The organism is Jannaschia formosa (assembly GCF_003340555.1).
Taxonomy (GTDB): Bacteria; Pseudomonadota; Alphaproteobacteria; order Rhodobacterales; family Rhodobacteraceae; genus Jannaschia; species Jannaschia formosa.
In genome coordinates, this window is record NZ_QPLJ01000004.1 from 53,768 (window position 1) to 70,452 (window position 16,685).

17 protein-coding genes are annotated in these 16,685 nt (G+C 71.8%); 8 read left to right on the forward strand and 9 right to left on the reverse strand.

All coding sequences use genetic code 11. From position 1 onward, the window contains the following. The first annotated feature begins 68 nt into the window (after positions 1–68). Both serB and DR046_RS06025 read left to right on the forward strand, forming a co-directional pair. On the forward strand, positions 69–941 hold the full coding sequence (gene serB / locus DR046_RS06020; RefSeq protein ID WP_115380961.1) for a phosphoserine phosphatase SerB: 873 nt from the start codon (positions 69–71) through the stop codon (positions 939–941). Positions 942–1,171: 230 nt separating this feature from the next. Continuing rightward, complete coding sequence (locus tag DR046_RS06025; protein ID WP_115380963.1) at positions 1,172–2,341, forward strand: acetyl-CoA C-acyltransferase family protein; 1,170 nt, start codon at positions 1,172–1,174, stop codon at positions 2,339–2,341. A gap of 43 nt (positions 2,342–2,384) precedes the next feature. Here the strand turns inward: DR046_RS06025 and DR046_RS06030 are convergent, their stop codons facing one another. From DR046_RS06030 to DR046_RS06040, 3 genes are all read right to left on the reverse strand, one after another. Further along, a complete protein-coding gene (locus tag DR046_RS06030) occupies positions 2,385–3,962 on the reverse strand; it encodes a gamma-glutamyltransferase family protein (protein WP_115380965.1) in 1,578 nt (525 codons plus the stop codon). 187 nt (positions 3,963–4,149) lie between these two features. Continuing rightward, positions 4,150–4,650 carry an ATP-binding protein gene (locus tag DR046_RS06035; protein ID WP_115380967.1) on the reverse strand — a complete coding sequence of 167 codons (501 nt, stop codon included), beginning with the start codon at positions 4,648–4,650 and terminating at the stop codon, positions 4,150–4,152. Beyond that, positions 4,647–4,988 (reverse strand): STAS domain-containing protein, encoded by a 342-nt coding sequence (locus DR046_RS06040; RefSeq protein WP_115380969.1) that lies wholly within the window; start codon positions 4,986–4,988, stop codon positions 4,647–4,649. The genes DR046_RS06035 and DR046_RS06040 overlap by 4 nt, the downstream gene beginning before the upstream one ends. 93 nt (positions 4,989–5,081) lie before the next feature. Between DR046_RS06040 and DR046_RS06045 the strand changes: the two genes are divergently transcribed. From DR046_RS06045 to DR046_RS06070, 6 genes are all read left to right on the forward strand, one after another. After that, positions 5,082–6,263, forward strand: coding sequence for an acetyl-CoA C-acyltransferase (locus tag DR046_RS06045; protein ID WP_115380971.1), 1,182 nt, complete (start codon positions 5,082–5,084; stop codon positions 6,261–6,263). Then, positions 6,256–6,756 carry a free L-methionine (R)-S-oxide reductase MsrC gene (msrC, locus tag DR046_RS06050; protein WP_115380974.1) on the forward strand — a complete coding sequence of 167 codons (501 nt, stop codon included), beginning with the start codon at positions 6,256–6,258 and terminating at the stop codon, positions 6,754–6,756. The genes DR046_RS06045 and msrC overlap by 8 nt, the downstream gene beginning before the upstream one ends. After that, entirely contained in the window at positions 6,753–7,214 is a 462-nt protein-coding gene (locus DR046_RS06055; protein ID WP_245190824.1) for an MOSC domain-containing protein, read from the forward strand. Before msrC ends, DR046_RS06055 begins: the two co-directional genes overlap by 4 nt. Next, positions 7,211–7,690: a GNAT family N-acetyltransferase gene (locus DR046_RS06060; RefSeq protein WP_115380976.1), complete on the forward strand. Its 480-nt coding sequence runs from the start codon at positions 7,211–7,213 to the stop codon at positions 7,688–7,690. Before DR046_RS06055 ends, DR046_RS06060 begins: the two co-directional genes overlap by 4 nt. Positions 7,691–7,994: 304 nt before the next feature. Continuing rightward, entirely contained in the window at positions 7,995–10,388 is a 2,394-nt protein-coding gene (pheT, locus tag DR046_RS06065; RefSeq protein WP_115380978.1) for a phenylalanine--tRNA ligase subunit beta, read from the forward strand. A 169-nt stretch (positions 10,389–10,557) separates the two neighbouring features. Continuing rightward, the gene (locus DR046_RS06070; RefSeq protein WP_115380980.1) at positions 10,558–11,898 is read left to right on the forward strand and encodes a CAP domain-containing protein; all 1,341 of its coding nucleotides are present in this window, start codon (positions 10,558–10,560) and stop codon (positions 11,896–11,898) included. Between the two features lie 55 nt (positions 11,899–11,953). Here DR046_RS06070 and DR046_RS06075 read toward each other — a convergent pair whose 3' ends face one another. From DR046_RS06075 to DR046_RS06095, 6 genes are all read right to left on the reverse strand, one after another. Further along, the gene (locus DR046_RS06075) at positions 11,954–13,129 is read right to left on the reverse strand and encodes a phenylacetate--CoA ligase family protein (protein WP_115380982.1); all 1,176 of its coding nucleotides are present in this window, start codon (positions 13,127–13,129) and stop codon (positions 11,954–11,956) included. Further along, on the reverse strand, positions 13,126–14,121 hold the full coding sequence (locus DR046_RS06080) for a phosphatase domain-containing protein (protein ID WP_167766930.1): 996 nt from the start codon (positions 14,119–14,121) through the stop codon (positions 13,126–13,128). The genes DR046_RS06075 and DR046_RS06080 overlap by 4 nt, the downstream gene beginning before the upstream one ends. A gap of 50 nt (positions 14,122–14,171) precedes the next feature. Continuing rightward, the gene (thpR, locus tag DR046_RS23560; protein WP_167766932.1) at positions 14,172–14,714 is read right to left on the reverse strand and encodes an RNA 2',3'-cyclic phosphodiesterase; all 543 of its coding nucleotides are present in this window, start codon (positions 14,712–14,714) and stop codon (positions 14,172–14,174) included. Then, positions 14,711–15,130, reverse strand: coding sequence for a hypothetical protein (locus tag DR046_RS23565; RefSeq protein ID WP_167766934.1), 420 nt, complete (start codon positions 15,128–15,130; stop codon positions 14,711–14,713). Before DR046_RS23565 ends, thpR begins: the two co-directional genes overlap by 4 nt. 67 nt (positions 15,131–15,197) lie before the next feature. Further along, positions 15,198–15,659: a VOC family protein gene (locus DR046_RS06090; protein ID WP_115380988.1), complete on the reverse strand. Its 462-nt coding sequence runs from the start codon at positions 15,657–15,659 to the stop codon at positions 15,198–15,200. Between the two features lie 126 nt (positions 15,660–15,785). Further along, entirely contained in the window at positions 15,786–16,637 is an 852-nt protein-coding gene (locus DR046_RS06095) for an ABC transporter ATP-binding protein (RefSeq protein WP_115380990.1), read from the reverse strand. Positions 16,638–16,685 lie beyond the last annotated feature (48 nt).

The window sequence follows — 16,685 nt, forward strand, 5'->3', positions numbered from 1 at the left end:
TCGGGGACTCGCCTGAGCCGCTCCGAGCTTGTAGTCGGGGCGGCACGTCCAACTGCCCGAGGTTCCCCGTGTTCTCCTGTGTCCTGACCTGCGCCCCCGGATCCGGCCGGATCGAAACGCCTCTGGTCGAAGCCCTGCGGAACGGGTGGGGCGGGCGCGACGCGCGCTGGCTTTCGCCCGGCGACGCGGCCGAGTTCGAGCTCGACCGCGTCCCCGACACGCTGGAGGCGACGCGGGGCGAGATGGACGCCCTGGGGATCGACCTGAACGTCGTGCCCGCCGAGGGGAGGGCCAAGCGGCTGCTGCTGGCGGACATGGATTCGACCATGATCCGGCAGGAATGCATCGACGAGCTGGCAGCCGAGGCGGGGGTCGGCGACCGCGTGGCGGCGATCACGGCCCGGGCGATGAACGGCGAGATCGACTTCGAAGGCGCCCTGCGGGAGCGGGTCGGCCTGCTCGCCGGGCTGGACGCGCGCGTGATCGACAAGGTCATCGCCGAGCGGATCACGCCGATGCCCGGCGGCGCGACGCTGGTGGCGACGATGAAGGCCCAGGGCGCCCGCGCCGTGCTGGTCTCGGGCGGGTTCACGGCCTTCACCTCGGTGATCGCGACGCGACTGGGCTTCGACGAGCACAGGGCGAACACGCTGCTCGTCTCAGAGGGTGCGCTGACCGGTGAGCCCGGACAGCCGATCCTCGGGCGCGAGGCCAAGGTCGCGGCGCTGGAGGAGATCTCCTCCGCGATGGGCATCGCCCCCGCCGACGCCATCGCCGTGGGCGACGGCGCCAACGATCTCGGCATGCTCAAACGCGCGGGCATGGGCGTCGCGCTGCACGCGAAGCCCGCCGTCCAGGCCGAGGCGGCCTTGCGGATCAACCATGGAGATCTGACCGCGTTGCTCCATTTGCAGGGATATCATTGCGAGGACTTCGTCTGAACGTCACGATTCTGCAACGCAGCGAGCGTAGGCGCCGGCGCGAAGGGCAAGGCAAGGATCGCAGAAATGGCCGAGATCGACCCGCTGAAATTCGTCCTCTCCGTGCTGATGGGCAAGGCCCGCAAGCGCTGAGCGCGTGACGCTGCGGCGGACCCTGTTCCCCGGGGCCCTCCGACGCTCTAGAACCGGCCCCGAAGGGGGGCCGAGGGTCCCCGATGCGGGGGGCTTCCATGACCGACATCTATATCCTTTCCGGCGCGCGCACCGCCATCGGCACCTTCGGCGGCAGCCTTGCTGCGACGCCGCCGATCGACCTGGCCGCGACCGTTGCCGCCGCGGCGATGGAGCGGGCGGGCATCGCGCCCGACCGGATCGGCACGACCGTCTTCGGCCATGTCATCAACACCCAGCCGCGGGACATGTACCTGTCCCGCGCGGCCGCGCGGCAGGCGGGGGTGCCCGACGAGGTCCCGGCGATGAACGTCAACCGGCTCTGCGGGTCGGGGGTGCAGGCCATCGTCTCGGGCGCGCAGGCGCTGATGCTGGGCGATGCCGAGATCGCGCTGGTCGGCGGCGCGGAATCGATGTCGCGCTCTCCGTTCATCCTGCCCGACGCGCGCTGGGGCGCGAAGATGGGGGACGTGCGCTCGCTGGACATGATGCTGGGCGCGCTGAACTGCCCCTTCGGCACCGGCCATATGGGCGTGACGGCCGAGAACGTGGCGGCCGAGCACGCGATCTCGCGCGAGGACCAGGACGCCTTCGCCCTTCAGTCTCAGGAGCGGGCGGCGGCGGCCATCGCAGAGGGCCGCTTTGCCGAGCAGATCGTGCCGGTGATGGTGAAGAAGCGGCGCGAGGAGGTGGCCTTCGACACCGACGAGCATCCGAAGGCGACCTCCGCCGAGGCGCTGGCGGGGCTGCGCCCGGCCTTCGCCAAGGGCGGCTCGGTCACCGCGGGCAACGCCTCGGGCATCAACGACGGCGCGGCGGCGCTGGTGCTGGCGACCGAGGCCGGGGCGCGGGGGCTGACGCCGCGGGCGCGCATCCTCGGCTATGCCCATGCGGGCGTCCGGCCCGAGGTCATGGGCCTCGGCCCGATCCCGGCCTGCCGCGCGCTGTTCGAGAGGACGGGCCTGGGACCGGAGGATTTCGACGTGATCGAGTCGAACGAGGCCTTCGCGGCGCAGGCTCTGGCCGTCACCCGCGAGCTGGGGCTGGACCCGGCGCGGGTGAACCCGAACGGCGGTGCCATTGCGCTGGGCCATCCGGTCGGCGCGACCGGCGCGATCATCACCGTCAAGGCGCTGGCCGAGCTGGAGCGGACCGGCGGCCGCCGCGCGCTGATCACGATGTGCATCGGCGGCGGTCAGGGCATCGCGCTCGCCATCGAGCGGGTCTGAGGCCTGCGGGAGGGTGGGCATGGGGATGCCCACCCTGCGGGGGTCAGTAGCCCAGCGCGCAGCCGTCCTTCCTCGGGTCCGACGCGCCCTCCAGATAGCCGCTTGGATGGATGCGGATCGCCTGCGCGCCGCCGATGGCGGTCGTCGGGATCTCGACCGTGTGGCCCATGTCGGACAGCGCCGCGCGGACGGCGTCCGAATAGCCCCGTTCGACCTTCAGCACGCCTCCGTCGGCGAAGGCGCGGGGTGCGTCGATGGCGGTCTGCGGGTCCATCCCGAACTCTCGCATGTTCGAAACGAAGCGGACATGGCCGTTGGACTGATACTGCCCGCCCATCACGCCAAAGGGCATCGTGATGCGCCCCTCTTCGCGCAGCATGGCGGGGATGATCGTGTGCATCGGGCGCTTGCCCGGCGCCATCTCGTTGGCGTGCCCCTCCTGCAGGGTGAATCCCGCGCCGCGGTTCTGGAACAGGATGCCGAACTTGTCCGAGGCGAGGCCCGAGCCGAAGCTGTGGAAGATCGAGTAGATCAGCGAGACCGCCATGCCGTCGCGGTCCACGGCGGTGATGTAGATCGTGTCCTTGTGGACCTGCTCGCTGATCTCGGCCGGGGCGGCCATCGCCCGGGCGGGGTCGATCAGCGCGGCAAGGGCGCGCGCCGTCTCGGGCGAGAGCATGTGGTCGAGCCGGGTCATGTGATCCGGATCGGCGAGGAAGCGGTTGCGCGCGTCGTAGGCAAGCTTCGCCGCCTCCGCCTCCAGATGGGCGCGGGGGGCGCCGAGCGGGTCGAGCGCGGCGATATCGAAATGGGACAGGATGTTGGCCATCAGCAGCGCGGTCGCGCCCTGGCCGTTGGGCGGATGCTCGACCAGGTTCCCGCCGGCGATCGGGCCCTCGATCGGCTGGGTCCAGTCGCAGGCGGTCGCGGCGAAATCCTCTTCGGTGTGACATCCGCCCGCGGCTTTCAGGGCGGCGACCATGTCCGCGGCGACCTCGCCCTCGTAGAAGCCGGCGCGGCCCTCGGCGGCGATGCGGCGCAGGACCTCGGCCTGGCCCGGCAGGGCGAAATGCGTGCCGGCGGTCGGCGCGCTGCCCCAGGGCAGGTAGGTGTCGCGGGCGCTGGCCTGGATGTTGGCCGCCGCCTCGGCCCAGTCGAAGGCGACGCGCGGGGCGATGGGGACGCCCTGCTCGAAATAGGGGATCACCGGTTCGAGCACGGCGGCGAGGCCGAGCTTCCCGTGCCGCTCCGCCAGGGTGCAGAAGGCGTCGACGGCGCCGGGCAGGGTGACGGCGTCGGCCGAGCCGGTCGGGATCGCGGGGTGGCCGGCCGCGCGCAAGGCGGCGGCGTCGGCCCCCGCCGGGGCGCGGCCCGAACCGTTGAGCGCCTGCACCTCATCGGACCCGGCAGGCTTGACCAGCACAAAGCAGTCGCCGCCGAGCCCGGTCATCTGTGGCTCGCACAGGCCCAGCAGGACCGCGCCCGCGATGGCCGCGTCGGCGGCGGAACCGCCCCGCGCCAGGGTCTCGACGCCGACCCGGGCGGCGAGCGGGTGCGACGTGGCCACCATTCCGTTGGTGGCCATCACCGGGGAGCGTCCCGGCAGGTGGAAGTCGCGCATCAGCCTCTCCTTTTCATGTCGCGGCGACGCTAGAGCGTCGCGCGCGGACATGGAATCGGAAACGCCGTGCCTGCCACAGCCTCGGGACGGCCGGGGGCGCCTCGACGAAAAACCCTCGTCAAGTGCGGGAGCAGTCCGAGCCGGACGCGCTGTCTTCGCCCCCGGCTTCGCGCGTCCCTCCGCCGCCTCATCGGGCCGAGACGCCGCGCGGGGTCCGCAGGTCGGTGGCGGGAAAGGCCGCCGGGTTGCCCTTGAGCGAGAAGCAGAGCCGGTTCATGCCGTCGCGCCGCTCATAGGTCATGTCGTCGGTCAGGCTGTGGACGATGAACCATCCCCAGCCGCCTTCGGGCAATGTCTCCACCTCCGCGCCGACATCGGGGAGAGCGGCGGAGGAGACGAGGGTCGGGGGCAGCGGCGCACCATTGTCGCAGGTCTCGATCGAGAGGTCGCGCTCGACCAGCGAGACGGCGCAGTCGATCCATCCCTCGGGGGCGTCCGACAGCGCGTGCTCCACGATGTTGTTGAGCACCTCGCCCAGCACGATCAGCATGTCGGCGCGACGCGCTTCTTCGATATGGCGTTCGGCGGCGGCCACTTCGACGGCGATGAGATGGGAACGGACGGCCTCCATCGTGCCCTCGATCCGGCCGGTGAAGACGGGCCGACCGTGCTGTGTCGGGCGCTTCACGCCGCGTCCTGCCCGTCGGCCATCCAGGGACGCTCCGCGTGGAGGATGAAGACGGTGTCCATGCGCGTCAGCCGCAGGACCTTGTCGACGACGGGCCCGCAGCGCGCGAGTTCCAGCCGGCGGCCCCCGTCGAGCATCTTCATGCCCGCGACCAGCGCGCCGAGGCCCGAGCTGTCGAGGAAGTTGACGCGCCCCATGTCGATCAGCACGCGCCCCCTGTGGGAAGCGGTCGCGTCGCGCATCTCCTCCTTGAAGGCCAGGGCGGCGGCGGCGTCCAGACGCTCCTCCTCGATGGTGAGCGCGAGGATATCGCCATATGTCGCGCGGGATAGTTCCATCTGCAGCTCTCCGCTACCTAAGGGTTGGGTGGCGCTCCGCCTCCGCTCTCGGGTAGAGTGCTAGGGCCAAAATCTTAACAGGGAGTAAGCGGCATGGAGAAGGTCGTCATCGCCGGGGCGCGGCGGACGCCGATGGGCGGGTTTCAGGGCGCGCTTTCTTCTGCGACGGCTTCGCAGCTGGGGGGGGCGGCGATCGCGGCGGCGCTGGGCGATGCGGGTGTCGCGCCCGGCCGGGTGGAGGAGTTGCTGATGGGCTGCGTGCTGCCTGCGGGGCAGGGCCAGGCGCCGGCGCGGCAGGCGGGCTTCGCCGCCGGACTGCCGAAGGAGGTGCCTGCGACGACGCTCAACAAGATGTGCGGCTCTGGCATGAAGGCCGCGATGATGGCGCATGACCAGATCGCGCTTGGCCAGACCGGCGTCATGGTCGCGGGCGGGATGGAATCGATGACCAACGCGCCCTACCTGCTGCCCGGCATGCGCGGGGGCGCGCGGCTGGGCCATGGCGCTGCCGTTGACCACATGTTCCTCGACGGGCTGGAGGACGCCTACGACAAGGGCCGCCTGATGGGCACCTTCGCCGAGGATTGCGCCGAGGCCTACCAGTTCACCCGCGAGGCGCAGGACGAATACGCGCTGCGGTCGCTCAGCCGGGCGCAGGGCGCCATCGAGAGCGGGGCCTTCGACGGGGAAGTTACGACTTACACGACAACCACCCGGAAGGGCGAGGTTTCCGTCGCCCATGACGAACAGCCGGGCACGGCGCGGCCCGACAAGATCCCGCATCTGAAGCCTGCCTTCCGCAAGGACGGCACGGTGACGGCGGCCAATTCCTCCTCGATCTCGGACGGGGCGGCGGCGCTGGTGCTGGCCTCCGCCTCGGTGGCCGAGAAGGAGGGGCTGCCGGTGCGGGCGCTGATCGTCGGCCATGCTTCCCACGCGCAGGAGCCGGGGCTGTTCACCACCGCGCCGGTTCCGGCGGCGAGGAAGCTGCTGGAGCGGCTGGGCTGGTCCGTGGGCGATGTCGACCTGTGGGAGGTCAACGAGGCCTTCGCGGTCGTGCCGATGGCCTTCATGCACGAGATGGGGCTGCCCGCCGACATCGTGAACGTGAACGGCGGCGCCTGTGCGCTGGGGCATCCGATCGGCGCCTCGGGGGCGCGGATCATGGTCACGCTGCTGCACGCGATGGAGGCGCGGGGCGCGCGCCGGGGCGTCGCGGCGATCTGCATCGGGGGCGGGGAGGGCACGGCCATCGCCCTGGAAATCGATGGGTGATCCACGGGTGACGGAGGTCGGATATGCGTCGGACGCCGGGCGGCGCATAGATTACCGGGAGATTAACGCTGCGATCCAATCGTTAACCGAGGGCGAGGACGATTCGGTCGCCCTCATGGCCACCGTCGCCAGCGAATTGCACCATGCCGACGACCGCTTCGACTGGACCGGGTTCTACCGCGTCGTCTCGCCCGGGCTGCTGAAGATCGGACCCTACCAGGGCGGGCATGGCTGCCTCGTCATCCCCTTCGAGCGGGGCGTCTGCGGGGCCTGTGCGCGGACGGGCGAGGTGCAGATCGTGCCGGACGTGGACGCCTTCCCGGGGCATATCGCCTGCGCCTCCTCCACCCGGTCGGAGATCGTGCTGCCGGTGCGGGACCGGGAGGGCGCGCTGATCGCCGTGCTCGACGTCGACAGCGACCTTCCCGACGCCTTTGACGAGACCGACGCGGTGGAACTGGCGCGAATCCTTGATGCGGTCTTTGCCCGGTGAGGACGCTGGCGGAGCTGATGGCGACCCATGCGCGGCACGGTCGGATCGACTGGATCGGGCTCCGGCCGGAGCGCCGGGCGGATATGGCTGCCGTCGAGGCCGCCGAGATCGCGGAGGGCGGGCTCGACGGGGACCATTCCCGGCCGGGCAAGCGCGCCGTGACGCTGGTCCAGGCGGAGCATCTTCCGGTGATCGCCGCGCTCTGCGAGGGCGAGGTCACGCCGCAGGCGCTGCGGCGGAATCTCGTCGTCTCGGGTCTCAACCTCGCCGCGCTGCGCGGGCGGGAGGTCGCGGTGGGCGAAGCGGTTCTGCGGATCACCGGCCCCTGCGCGCCCTGTTCGCGGATGGAGGAGACGCTGGGCCGGGGCGGCTACAGCGCCGTGCGCCATCACGGCGGCTGGTGCGCCTCGGTCGTCACGCCGGGGCGGGTCGCGCTGGGGGACGGGGTGCGCCCGTGATCCGCCGCGCGACGTCCGCCGACCGGGACGCGATCTGCGCGCTGCACCTCGCCTCCTGGCAGGACAGTTACGGGGGCGAGTTGCCCGCCGACTTCCTGCGCGACGAGCTGCCCGGGGCGATGCGCGGGAAATGGGCGGCGCGCCGTTTCGCGTCGCCGGAACTGACGCTGGTCGCGGAGGGTGACGACGGCATCGAGGGCTTCTCCTGCGCGTTGACCGACCGCGACCCGCCGCTGATCGACAACCTGCATGTGCATCCGGGCCTGCGCGGGCGCGGGACGGGTGCCGCGCTGATCTCGGCCACGAAGGCCGCGCTGGCCGTGGACGGGTTCGCACGGGCTTACCTGACGGTGCTGCAGTCGAACCCGCGGGCGCTGGCCTTCTATCTGGCGCAGGGCGGGGTAAACGAGGGGGCGGTGGACGACGTGCTGGTCGGCCATCCGGTGAAGGCGTGGCGGGTCGGGTTCGACCTTTGATCCCGGGGAGGGACAGGCGCATCGGAGGTCGACGTCCGGGCGCGGATCGCCGGGCCGGGTTTCGGCGACCCGGCGTCTGTTCCGGGCCGGTCATGGCTGCCGCGTCCGGAGACCCTGGAGCCAAGCTGAGAGCCTCGCCACATCGCCGTGCCGTCGGGGCGCAGCTGGAAATCGGCTCTTGTCGGACGGAGGGGATCGATGCTGTGGAGGCCCGGAAGCCGCGCCTGGCGCCGCCTTTCCGGTTCCATGTTTCCGCCCGTCGCGCTAGGCGGGCGCAACGCTGACCTTCGAGGCTCGTTCGACGATGAAATTCACCCTGTCCTGGCTCAAGCGCCATCTCGACACCTCCGCCACGGTGGCGGAAATTGCCGAGGCCCTCACCGATCTCGGGCTCGAGGTTGAGGGGGTCGAGGACCGCGCCGCCCAGCTGAGGGGCTTCACGATCGGCCATGTCAGATCGGCCGAGAAGCACCCGGATGCCGACCGCCTGCGCGTCTGCCAGGTCGAGACCGACGAGGGGGTCAAGCAGATCATCTGCGGCGCGCCCAACGCGCGGGCCGGAATCACCGTCGTCGTGGCCAAGCCCGGCGTCTACGTGCCCGGCATCGACACCACCATCGGCGTCGGCAAGATCCGGGGGATCGAGAGCTTCGGCATGATGGCCTCGGAGCGCGAGCTGGAGCTGTCGGACGAGCATGACGGCATCATCGAGCTGCCCTCGGGCGAGGTCGGGCAGCGCTTCACCGACTGGCTGGCCGAGAACGATCCGGCCAAGGTCGACCCGGTGATCGAGATCGCGATCACGCCGAACCGGCCCGACGCGCTGGGCGTGCACGGCATCGCCCGCGATCTGGCCGCGCGGGGGCTGGGGACGCTGAAGCCGCTGGAAAGCCCGGTCATCGAGGGCGGGTTCGACTGCCCCGTCAAGGTCACCATCGACGAGGACACGCGGGACGGCTGCCCGATCTTCGCGCTTCGCCTGATCCGGGGCGTGCGGAACGGGCCGTCGCCCGACTGGTTGCAGGACCAGCTGCGCGCCATCGGGCTGCGGCCGATCAGCTTCCTCGTCGATGTGACGAACTGGTTCACCTACGACCTGAACCGCCCGCTGCACGTCTTCGACGCCGACGTGGTCAAGGGCGACCTGCGGGTGCATCGCGCCGCGGGCGGCGAGACGATCACGGCGCTGGACGACAAGGACTACACGCTGCCCGAGGGCGCGATGGTGATCTCGGACGAGACGGGTCCCGAAAGCATCGCGGGCGTCATGGGCGGTGCGCAGTCGGGCGTGACCGAAGACACGGTCAACGTGCTGGTCGAGAGCGCATATTGGGACCCCGTCCAGATCGCGATGACGGGACGGGCGCTGAAGATCAACTCCGACGCGCGCTACCGCTTCGAGCGGGGCGTGGACCCGGCCTTCACGCCCGAGGGGCTGGACCATGCGACGCGGATGATCCTGGACCATGCGGGGGGCGAGGCCTCGGCCATGGTGGTCGCCGGTGCCGTGCCCGACACGTCCCGCGCCTACCGGCTGGATACCGGCCGGGTCGAGAGCCTGGTCGGCATGGCCATCCCCGCCGAGACGCAGCGCGCCACGCTGGAGGCGCTGGGCTTCGCGCTCGACGGTGACATGGCCTCGGTCCCGCCCTGGCGGCCCGACGTGCAGGGCGAGGCCGACCTGGTGGAGGAGGTCGCGCGCATCGCCTCGCTGACGAAGCTGGAGGGCCGGCCGATGGCGCGCCCGGCGCAGGTGCTGCGCCCGGTGCTGACGCCGATGCAGCAGCGCGAGCGGATGGCGCGGCGGACGGCGGCGGCCCTGGGCTACGACGAATGCGTGACCTACAGCTTCATCGATGCCGAGGCGGCGGCGCTGTTCGGCGGCGGGTCCGATGCCACGCGGCTGGAGAACCCGATCAGCTCGGACATGAGCCACATGCGGCCCGCGCTGCTGCCCGGCCTGCTGCGGGCTGCGGCGCGCAACCAGGCGCGGGGCTTCGCGGACCTCGCGCTGTTCGAGATCGGGGCCGCCTTCCACGGCGGCGAGCCGGGGGAGCAGCAGCTGTCGCTGACCGGCCTGCTGGTCGGCCATACCGGGCCGAAGGGTGTGCATGGCGACCGGCGGCCGGTCGACGTTTTCGACGTGCGCGCCGACGCCGAGGCCGTTCTGGCCGCCATCGGCGCGCCGGCCCGCGCGCAGATCCTGCGCGACCTGCCCGAGTGGTGGCATCCGGGGCGGTCGGGCCGGATCTGCCTCGGGCCGAAGAAGGTCATGGCCGAGTTCGGGGAGATCCACCCGAAGGTGCTGCGCGCGATGGATGTGAAGGGGCCGGCGGTGGCCTTTACGGTCTGGCCCGCCGAGGTGCCCTTCCCGAAGGCGCAGGGCACGTCGCGGGGGGCGCTCGCGCTCTCGGACCTGCAGGCGGTGGAGCGGGACTTCGCCTTCGTGGTCGATGCCCGGGTCGAGGCGCAGCAGCTGGTTCAGGCGGCGCAGGGCGCCGACAAGGCGCTGATCTCGGAGGTGCGGGTCTTCGACGAGTTCGTCGGCGGGAGCCTGGGCGAGGGGCGCAAGTCGCTGGCCCTGACGGTGCGGATGCTGCCGACCGACAAGACGCTGACCGACAAGGAGATCGAGGCCGTCGCGGCCAGGGTGGTCGAGAAGGTCACGAAGGCCACGGGCGGCGAATTGCGCGGCTGATCCCGGGCGGCGGGCCGCGGATTGTCGCGGCCCGCCGGCCCCGTCCGCGCGAGCGTTGGCCTTTGTCGCGGACAATTCGCGGGAGTCTCCCCCCGCGCACCACAATCCTGCCGCTCCGCCGTGCAGCTTTCCCGTCACCGTGTCGCGCGACACCGCACGAGGAACTGCCATGTCGATTGCGACCGATCTCGAACGGGCGATGCTCGACCTCATCAACGGCGAGCGTTTGGCGCGCGGGTTGGGGGAGCTGAAGCTCGAACTCGACCTGAACGCGGCGGCCGAGGATCACAGTCGCTGGATGCTCGATACCGATACGTTCGACCATGCGGGCGAGGGCGGGAGCCGCCCGGCGGATCGGATGCGCGAGGCAGGGTTCGACCTGTCGGGCGGGTGGGGGTCGGCCGAGAACATCGCGATCCAGTCGATCCGAGGCCCGGCGGGCTTCGAGGACGACGTCGCGAACCTGCATGCGTCGCTGATGAACAGCGCCGGGCACCGGGCCAACATCCTCAACCCGCGCTACGATTATGTGGGCATCGGCATCGAGACCGGCGGGTTCCGGTATTCCGGCGCGTTCGATCTGCCGTCGATCGTGGTGACGCAGAAATTCGCCTTCACGGGCGGGTCCGTGTCGCTGGACCTGGGCGCGCCGGAGCCGGTGCCGGACCCGGAGCCGGTGCCCGAACCCGAACCGGTTCCTGCGCCGCCCCCGGAACCCACGCCCGAGCCCGAGCCCGAGCCCGAGCCGGAGCCGGAGCCTGCCCCCGAGCCGGAGCCTGCCCCCGAGCCAGAGCCCGAACCGACGCCGGAACCCGAACCGGAGCCCGAGGTCTCGACGACCCCCACCGAGGGCGACGACCACCTGACGGGCGGGGCGGGGGACGACCTGCTCGACGGGCTCGGCGGCCATGATCTGCTGGAGGGCGGCGCGGGGAACGACCGGCTGATCGGCAAGGGCGGGCGCGACACGCTCGACGGCGGCGACGGCGACGACCATCTGGGCGGCGGCTGGTATCACGACCTGCTGCGCGGCGGCGCGGGGCGCGATCAGCTCTGGGCCGGGAAGGGGGACGACCTGCTCGACGGCGGCGCGGGCGACGACTGGCTGCGCGGCGAGAGCGGCGACGACACGCTGGAGGGCGGCACCGGCGTCGATATCCTGCTGGGTGGCGACGGCAACGACCTGCTGGCCGGCGGGGCCGGGGCGGACGTCTTCGTCTTCACCGGGCCCGCCGGGGCGGCGGATGCCGACATCGTCACGGATTACAGCCGGGGCGAGGACCGCATCTGGATCGAGGCCGAGTTGCTGGGCGTCGCCGAGGGGGGGCTCGACATGGCCTATACGGAACTTGGCAGCGTCGCGCGGCAGGCCGACACGCGGCTGCTCTACGATCCGCAGACCGGCGCGGTCCGGATCGACCTGGACGGGCGCGGCGGGGCCGAGGCGGAGCTTCTGTTCACCTTCGACGGCGGCGACCGGCCGCATCCGGGGGACGTGATCCTCGGATGAGAAAGGCGCGGCCCCGAGGGGACGACGACGGCTCCGCCCGCGGGCGGGGTCGCCGTCAGCCGTAGTCGCGGCGGTCCTCGATCACGAGCCCGTCGTTGGGGAGCGTCTCGACCCGCTCGACCCGGCCCTTCATCTTCAGGACCTGCGCGACGCTGTCGGACCAGGCGGCCTCGTCCCCGCCCTCGGCGCGGACCTGCACGGTCATGACGTCCATCTCGCCGTCGCGGGTGGCGACGACACGGGCGGCCTGCATCTCGGGATGGCGGGCGACGAGTTCGGCGACCTGCTCCGGGCGCACGAACATGCCCTTGATCTTGGTGGTCTGGTCGGCGCGGCCCATCCAGCCCTTGATGCGGGCATTGGTGCGGCCGCAGGGTGATTGCCCCTCCATCATCGCGGACAGGTCGCCGGTCGCGAAGCGGATCAGCGGGTAGTCCGGGTTGAGCGCGGTGACGACGACCTCGCCCACCTCTCCGGCGGGCAGGGGGTCGCCGGTGCCGGGGCGGACGATCTCGACGATGACGCCCTCGTCGAGGATCATGCCCTCCTGCGCCTCGGATTCGTAGGCGATGTTGCCCAGATCGGCGGTGGCGTAGCATTGCAGGCAGAGGATGCCGCGATCGGCGTATTCCTGGCGGAGGGACGGGAACAGCGCGCCCCCGCCGACGGCGGCGCGGGTGAAGCCCAGTCGTTCGCCCATGGCGTCGGCGCGGTCGAGGATGACCTTCAGGTAGTCCGGCGTGCCTGCATAGGCGGTGGCCCCCAGGTCGGCGGCGGCGCGGACCTGCAGGTCGGTCTGGCCGGTCCCCGCCGGGATGACGACGGCGCCGACGGCGCGCGCGCCGCTTTCGAACATGTGGCCCGCGGGGGTGAGGTGGTAGCCGAAGCAGTTCTGCACCACGTCCGTCGTCCCGATCCCTGCCGCGTGGAGGAAGCGGCCGAGGCGCCACCAGTCGCCCGAGGCGACCGAGCCGGGTTCGTAGATCGGGCCGGGGGACTGGAACATGTGGGTGACGTTCGAGACGCGGATGCCGCCGAACGGGCGCTGCGCGGCCTGCCATTCGGCCAGCTTCGACTTTCGCAGCACCGGCAGGCGGGCGAGGTCCGAGAGGCTGTCGATGCGGACGCCCTCGGCGTCCGGGACCTGCGTCAGTTGCTTCTTCAGGGCGGCCAGCTGCGCCGCCTCCCGTTCGTCGGCGGAGCGCGTCTCCAGCTCGTCGTAGTGGCTCATTCCTGTCCCCAATGGTATCGGGCCCCGTCGAAGGAGGGGCCGTGGAAGCATGGCACGCCGAGCGCCTCGATCTCGGCCATGGCGGCGGCGTCGTCGGCGCCCGCGCCGGGCGCGGGTTCGCGGAGCGCGACGCCGAGGATGCGGCCGGGATGGCGGCGGACGGCGTCGCGGTAGACGATGGCGTCCTTCTGGCCGCTGTCGCCCATGAGCCAGGCGCAAAGCGTCGGGTTGGCGGCGAGGATCGCATCGATGGCGGCGCCCTTGTGGGTGCCGTGGCTGTTGCCGACGCCCTCCTCGGTCAGCCCAAGGTCGCGCAGGAACATCGGGCCCCGCGGGATGTCGTGGCGGGTGAACAGCGCCTCGAGGAAGTCGTGCAGGTTCCAGGGGCTGGACGAGACGTAGAAGACGGGGTTGCGGCCTTCGTCGACCAGCGCCGCCATCAGGTGCCGCGCGTCCTCGTGCGCCTGCCGCGTCAGCGCCGAGACGGTGAAGGTCGTCCAGAGGTTGCGGAGCAGCGAGTGGGCGCCGGTCTCGATCACCGTGTCGTCGATGTCGGAGATGATCAGGTAGTCGGCCTCGGGCGACGGCACCCGCACCGGGAAGGGGGTGGCCGGGCCGTCCTGGCCCTCTATGCGGACGGGCACGTCGGTCCAGCCGGGCGACGCATGGCGCGACACCGTCAGGGTCACGTAGCCTTCGGCATCCGAGACCGCGCGCGACTCGCCGCCCAGCACGGTCACGCCCGCGACCTCGTCGGTGAAGAAAAGCGAGGCCATCTGCCGGAGGTTGGTCCAGCGCGACTGCGCCGCCGAGGGCTCGGCCCGGCGCAGATGCGACAGGACGCGGCCGCGCAGGAGCAGTCCCTCGGGCGTGGCGTAGCCGATATAGGGCTCCAGCACCGGCGTGCCGCCGGGGCGGCGGCCGACCCGTTCGATCAGGGCCTCGACGCGGCGGGCGGCGGGCAGGAGGACGGAGCGGAAGGTCTGGGCCATGGCGGATACCTGCACCGGGCGGGCCTGCGGGGTCAACGCGGCGCGCCGGGTCATGCGGGCCTGCCCGGATAGGTGGCGAGCACCTCGTAGACCGGCCCCTGCGGCGTGAGCCGCGACGACCAGAGCGTCACCGGCCCCGACATGTCCGGCGCCATCTCGGGCGTGCCGAGCCGGGCGAGCCGCCCGGGCAGCCGCTCGTCGGCGGGAGCGGAGGCGGGATGGCGGACCAGCGTTACATGGGGGCGGAAGCGTTCGCGCGGCAGGTCGATGCAGGCGGCGCGGACGGCGCGGCGCACGGTGTCACGCAGGGCGGTCAGCGCCGGGGTGGGCCGGATGTCGAGCACGACGGCGCGCGCCTTCGACCCGCCGATGACGCCATAGGCGGTGGGCGTCAGTTCGGCGGGGAAGAGCGTGCGGGCCTCCAGCTCCTCGTGCAGCGCCTCCAGCGCGGGCTCGGGCTGGTCGTCGAGGAAGGCAAGCGTCAGGTGCAGGTCGTCGGCGTCGACCGCGCGCCCGCCGCGCAGGTTCTCCTGCGCCCGTTCGAGCGGCGCGATCCAGCTCTCGGGGACGGGAAGGGCGAGGAAGGTCCTCATCTGCCCGGGCGCGTCCGTGCCTGCCGCGCGACGGTCGGCCCGGGCTCGGCCGGGAGTGGGCAGGGCCTGCGCCCGGAGGCGGGAGCCTCGGGCGCACCCAGCACGACGCCGGCCGTGCTGCGCCCCGGACGGCGGGGCAGGAGGGGGCCGGAGGTGACGCGGCCCGTTGCCTCGGAGACCGCCCCATGCGGGAGGCGACCCTCGGGCTTGCGCGTGCCCGTCGGCCCGGCCGCGTTCGCGCGGTGGGCGAAGCGCAGCACGGCGCGCGTCGCGGTTCCGACGCAGGCGGTGAGGGTCGTCGTGGGCGCGGCCGTCTTCCGCCGGGTGCGGTCCAGCCCCTCGATCAGGTCGACGCCCGGGTGCCGGCAGAGTGCGGTGACGGTCCCGGCAGAGATATGCGGCGCGCCGCCCGTCAAGCCGCGCCCCGGCCGTGGTCCCGGGCGGTCGCATCGGCCGCCGGATGCGCGCGAGGCCCGCGGGGCGTCATGCGCGCCCCTCGAACGCGGCGCGCACGGTGGCGATGTCGATCCTCACCATCTCCAGCATCGCGGCGAAGGCGCGGCCCGCCGCCTCCCGGTCGGGGTCGCACATCATCTCCCACAAGCCCTTGGGCGCGATCTGCCAATGGACGACGAAGCGGTCCACCAGCCAGCCGCAGGCCTTCTCCTGCCCGCCATCCGCCAGCGCGGCCCAGAGCCGGTCCGTCTCGGCCTGGTCCTCGGTCGCCACCACGATCGAGGTCTCCTCGCCCAGCCGGTTGCGGTCGCCGCCGTTCAGCGCCTGGTAGGGCGTGCCCATCAGTTCGAAGGCGACGGCCACCGGGGCGCCGGTCTCGCCGGGCATCGTCATCGTGATCCGGCTGTCCGGCAGCAGCCCGCAATAGAAGGCGGCGGCCTCGTGGCCGTTGTTGTCCGCGAACCAGAGGCAGGTGGCGACCCGGGTCATGCCGGGCACGCCTCCGGCCGGCCGGAGGCGCATCGCGGGCCGACCCGCGATGCGGCGCCCGGGGTGGAGGGAACGCCGGGATCGGAGCAGGGGCGCCTCATCGGGAACCTCAGAACCCGCCGCCGCTCACGACAGCCACCGCTTGCGGCGGCGGTAGCTGCGGACGTCGCGGAAGGATTTCCGGCCCTCCTCGGACATGCCGAGGTAGAATTCCTTCACGTCGGGGTTCTCGCGCAGCTCCTTGGCGGGGCCGTCCATGACGACGCGGCCCGACTCGAGGATGTAGCCGTAATGGGCGAAGCGCAGGGCGACGTTGGTGTTCTGCTCGGCCAGAAGGAAGCTGACGCCCTGGTCCTCGTTGAGCGACTTCACGATGCCGAAGATCTCCTCGACGAGCTGCGGGGCGAGGCCCATCGACGGCTCGTCCAGAAGGATCGTCTCGGGGCGGGACATGAGTGCGCGGCCGATGGCGCACATCTGCTGCTCGCCGCCCGAGGTATAGCCGGCCTGCGAGCCGCGCCGCTCGCGCAGGCGGGGGAAGTAGTCGTAGACCATCTCGAGATCCTTCCGGATCGCCGCCGACCCGTCCTTGCGGGTATAGGCGCCGGTCATCAGGTTCTCTTCGACGGTGAGGTGCTCGAAGCAATGGCGTCCCTCCATGACCTGGATGACGCCGCGCGCGACGAGGTCGGCAGGGCTGAGGTCCTGGATGCGCTCGCCGCGATAGGTGATCGAGCCCTTGGTGACGTCGCCCCTCTCGGAGCGCAGCAGGTTCGAGATCGCCTTCAGCGTCGTCGTCTTGCCCGCGCCGTTGCCGCCCAGCAGCGCGGTGATCCCGCCCTTCGGGACCGAGAGGCTGACGCCCTTCAGCACGAGGATGACGTGGTTGTAGATCACCTCGATATTGTTGACCTCAAGAAGGCGCTCGCCCTCCACCCCCTCGGTCTTGGGGGCCGTTCCGGCCTCGGCGTCCAGCATCCTCGTCCTCCCTCGAAGCGTCATGAAGGCCGGACCGCGCGCGGTCCG

Coding starts and splice junctions, on each gene's coding strand:
- thpR (WP_167766932.1), bottom strand. CDS start 14,714: ATGAGGACCTTCCTCGCCCTTCCCGTCCCCGAGAGCTGGATCGCGCCG.
- DR046_RS06095 (WP_115380990.1), bottom strand. CDS start 16,637: ATGCTGGACGCCGAGGCCGGAACGGCCCCCAAGACCGAGGGGGTGGAG.
- DR046_RS06075 (WP_115380982.1), bottom strand. CDS start 13,129: ATGAGCCACTACGACGAGCTGGAGACGCGCTCCGCCGACGAACGGGAG.
- DR046_RS06045 (WP_115380971.1), top strand. CDS start 5,082: ATGGAGAAGGTCGTCATCGCCGGGGCGCGGCGGACGCCGATGGGCGGG.
- DR046_RS06070 (WP_115380980.1), top strand. CDS start 10,558: ATGTCGATTGCGACCGATCTCGAACGGGCGATGCTCGACCTCATCAAC.
- DR046_RS06040 (WP_115380969.1), bottom strand. CDS start 4,988: ATGGAACTATCCCGCGCGACATATGGCGATATCCTCGCGCTCACCATC.
- DR046_RS06090 (WP_115380988.1), bottom strand. CDS start 15,659: ATGACCCGGGTCGCCACCTGCCTCTGGTTCGCGGACAACAACGGCCAC.
- DR046_RS06025 (WP_115380963.1), top strand. CDS start 1,172: ATGACCGACATCTATATCCTTTCCGGCGCGCGCACCGCCATCGGCACC.
- pheT (WP_115380978.1), top strand. CDS start 7,995: ATGAAATTCACCCTGTCCTGGCTCAAGCGCCATCTCGACACCTCCGCC.
- DR046_RS06080 (WP_167766930.1), bottom strand. CDS start 14,121: ATGGCCCAGACCTTCCGCTCCGTCCTCCTGCCCGCCGCCCGCCGCGTC.
- DR046_RS06030 (WP_115380965.1), bottom strand. CDS start 3,962: ATGCGCGACTTCCACCTGCCGGGACGCTCCCCGGTGATGGCCACCAAC.
- msrC (WP_115380974.1), top strand. CDS start 6,256: ATGGGTGATCCACGGGTGACGGAGGTCGGATATGCGTCGGACGCCGGG.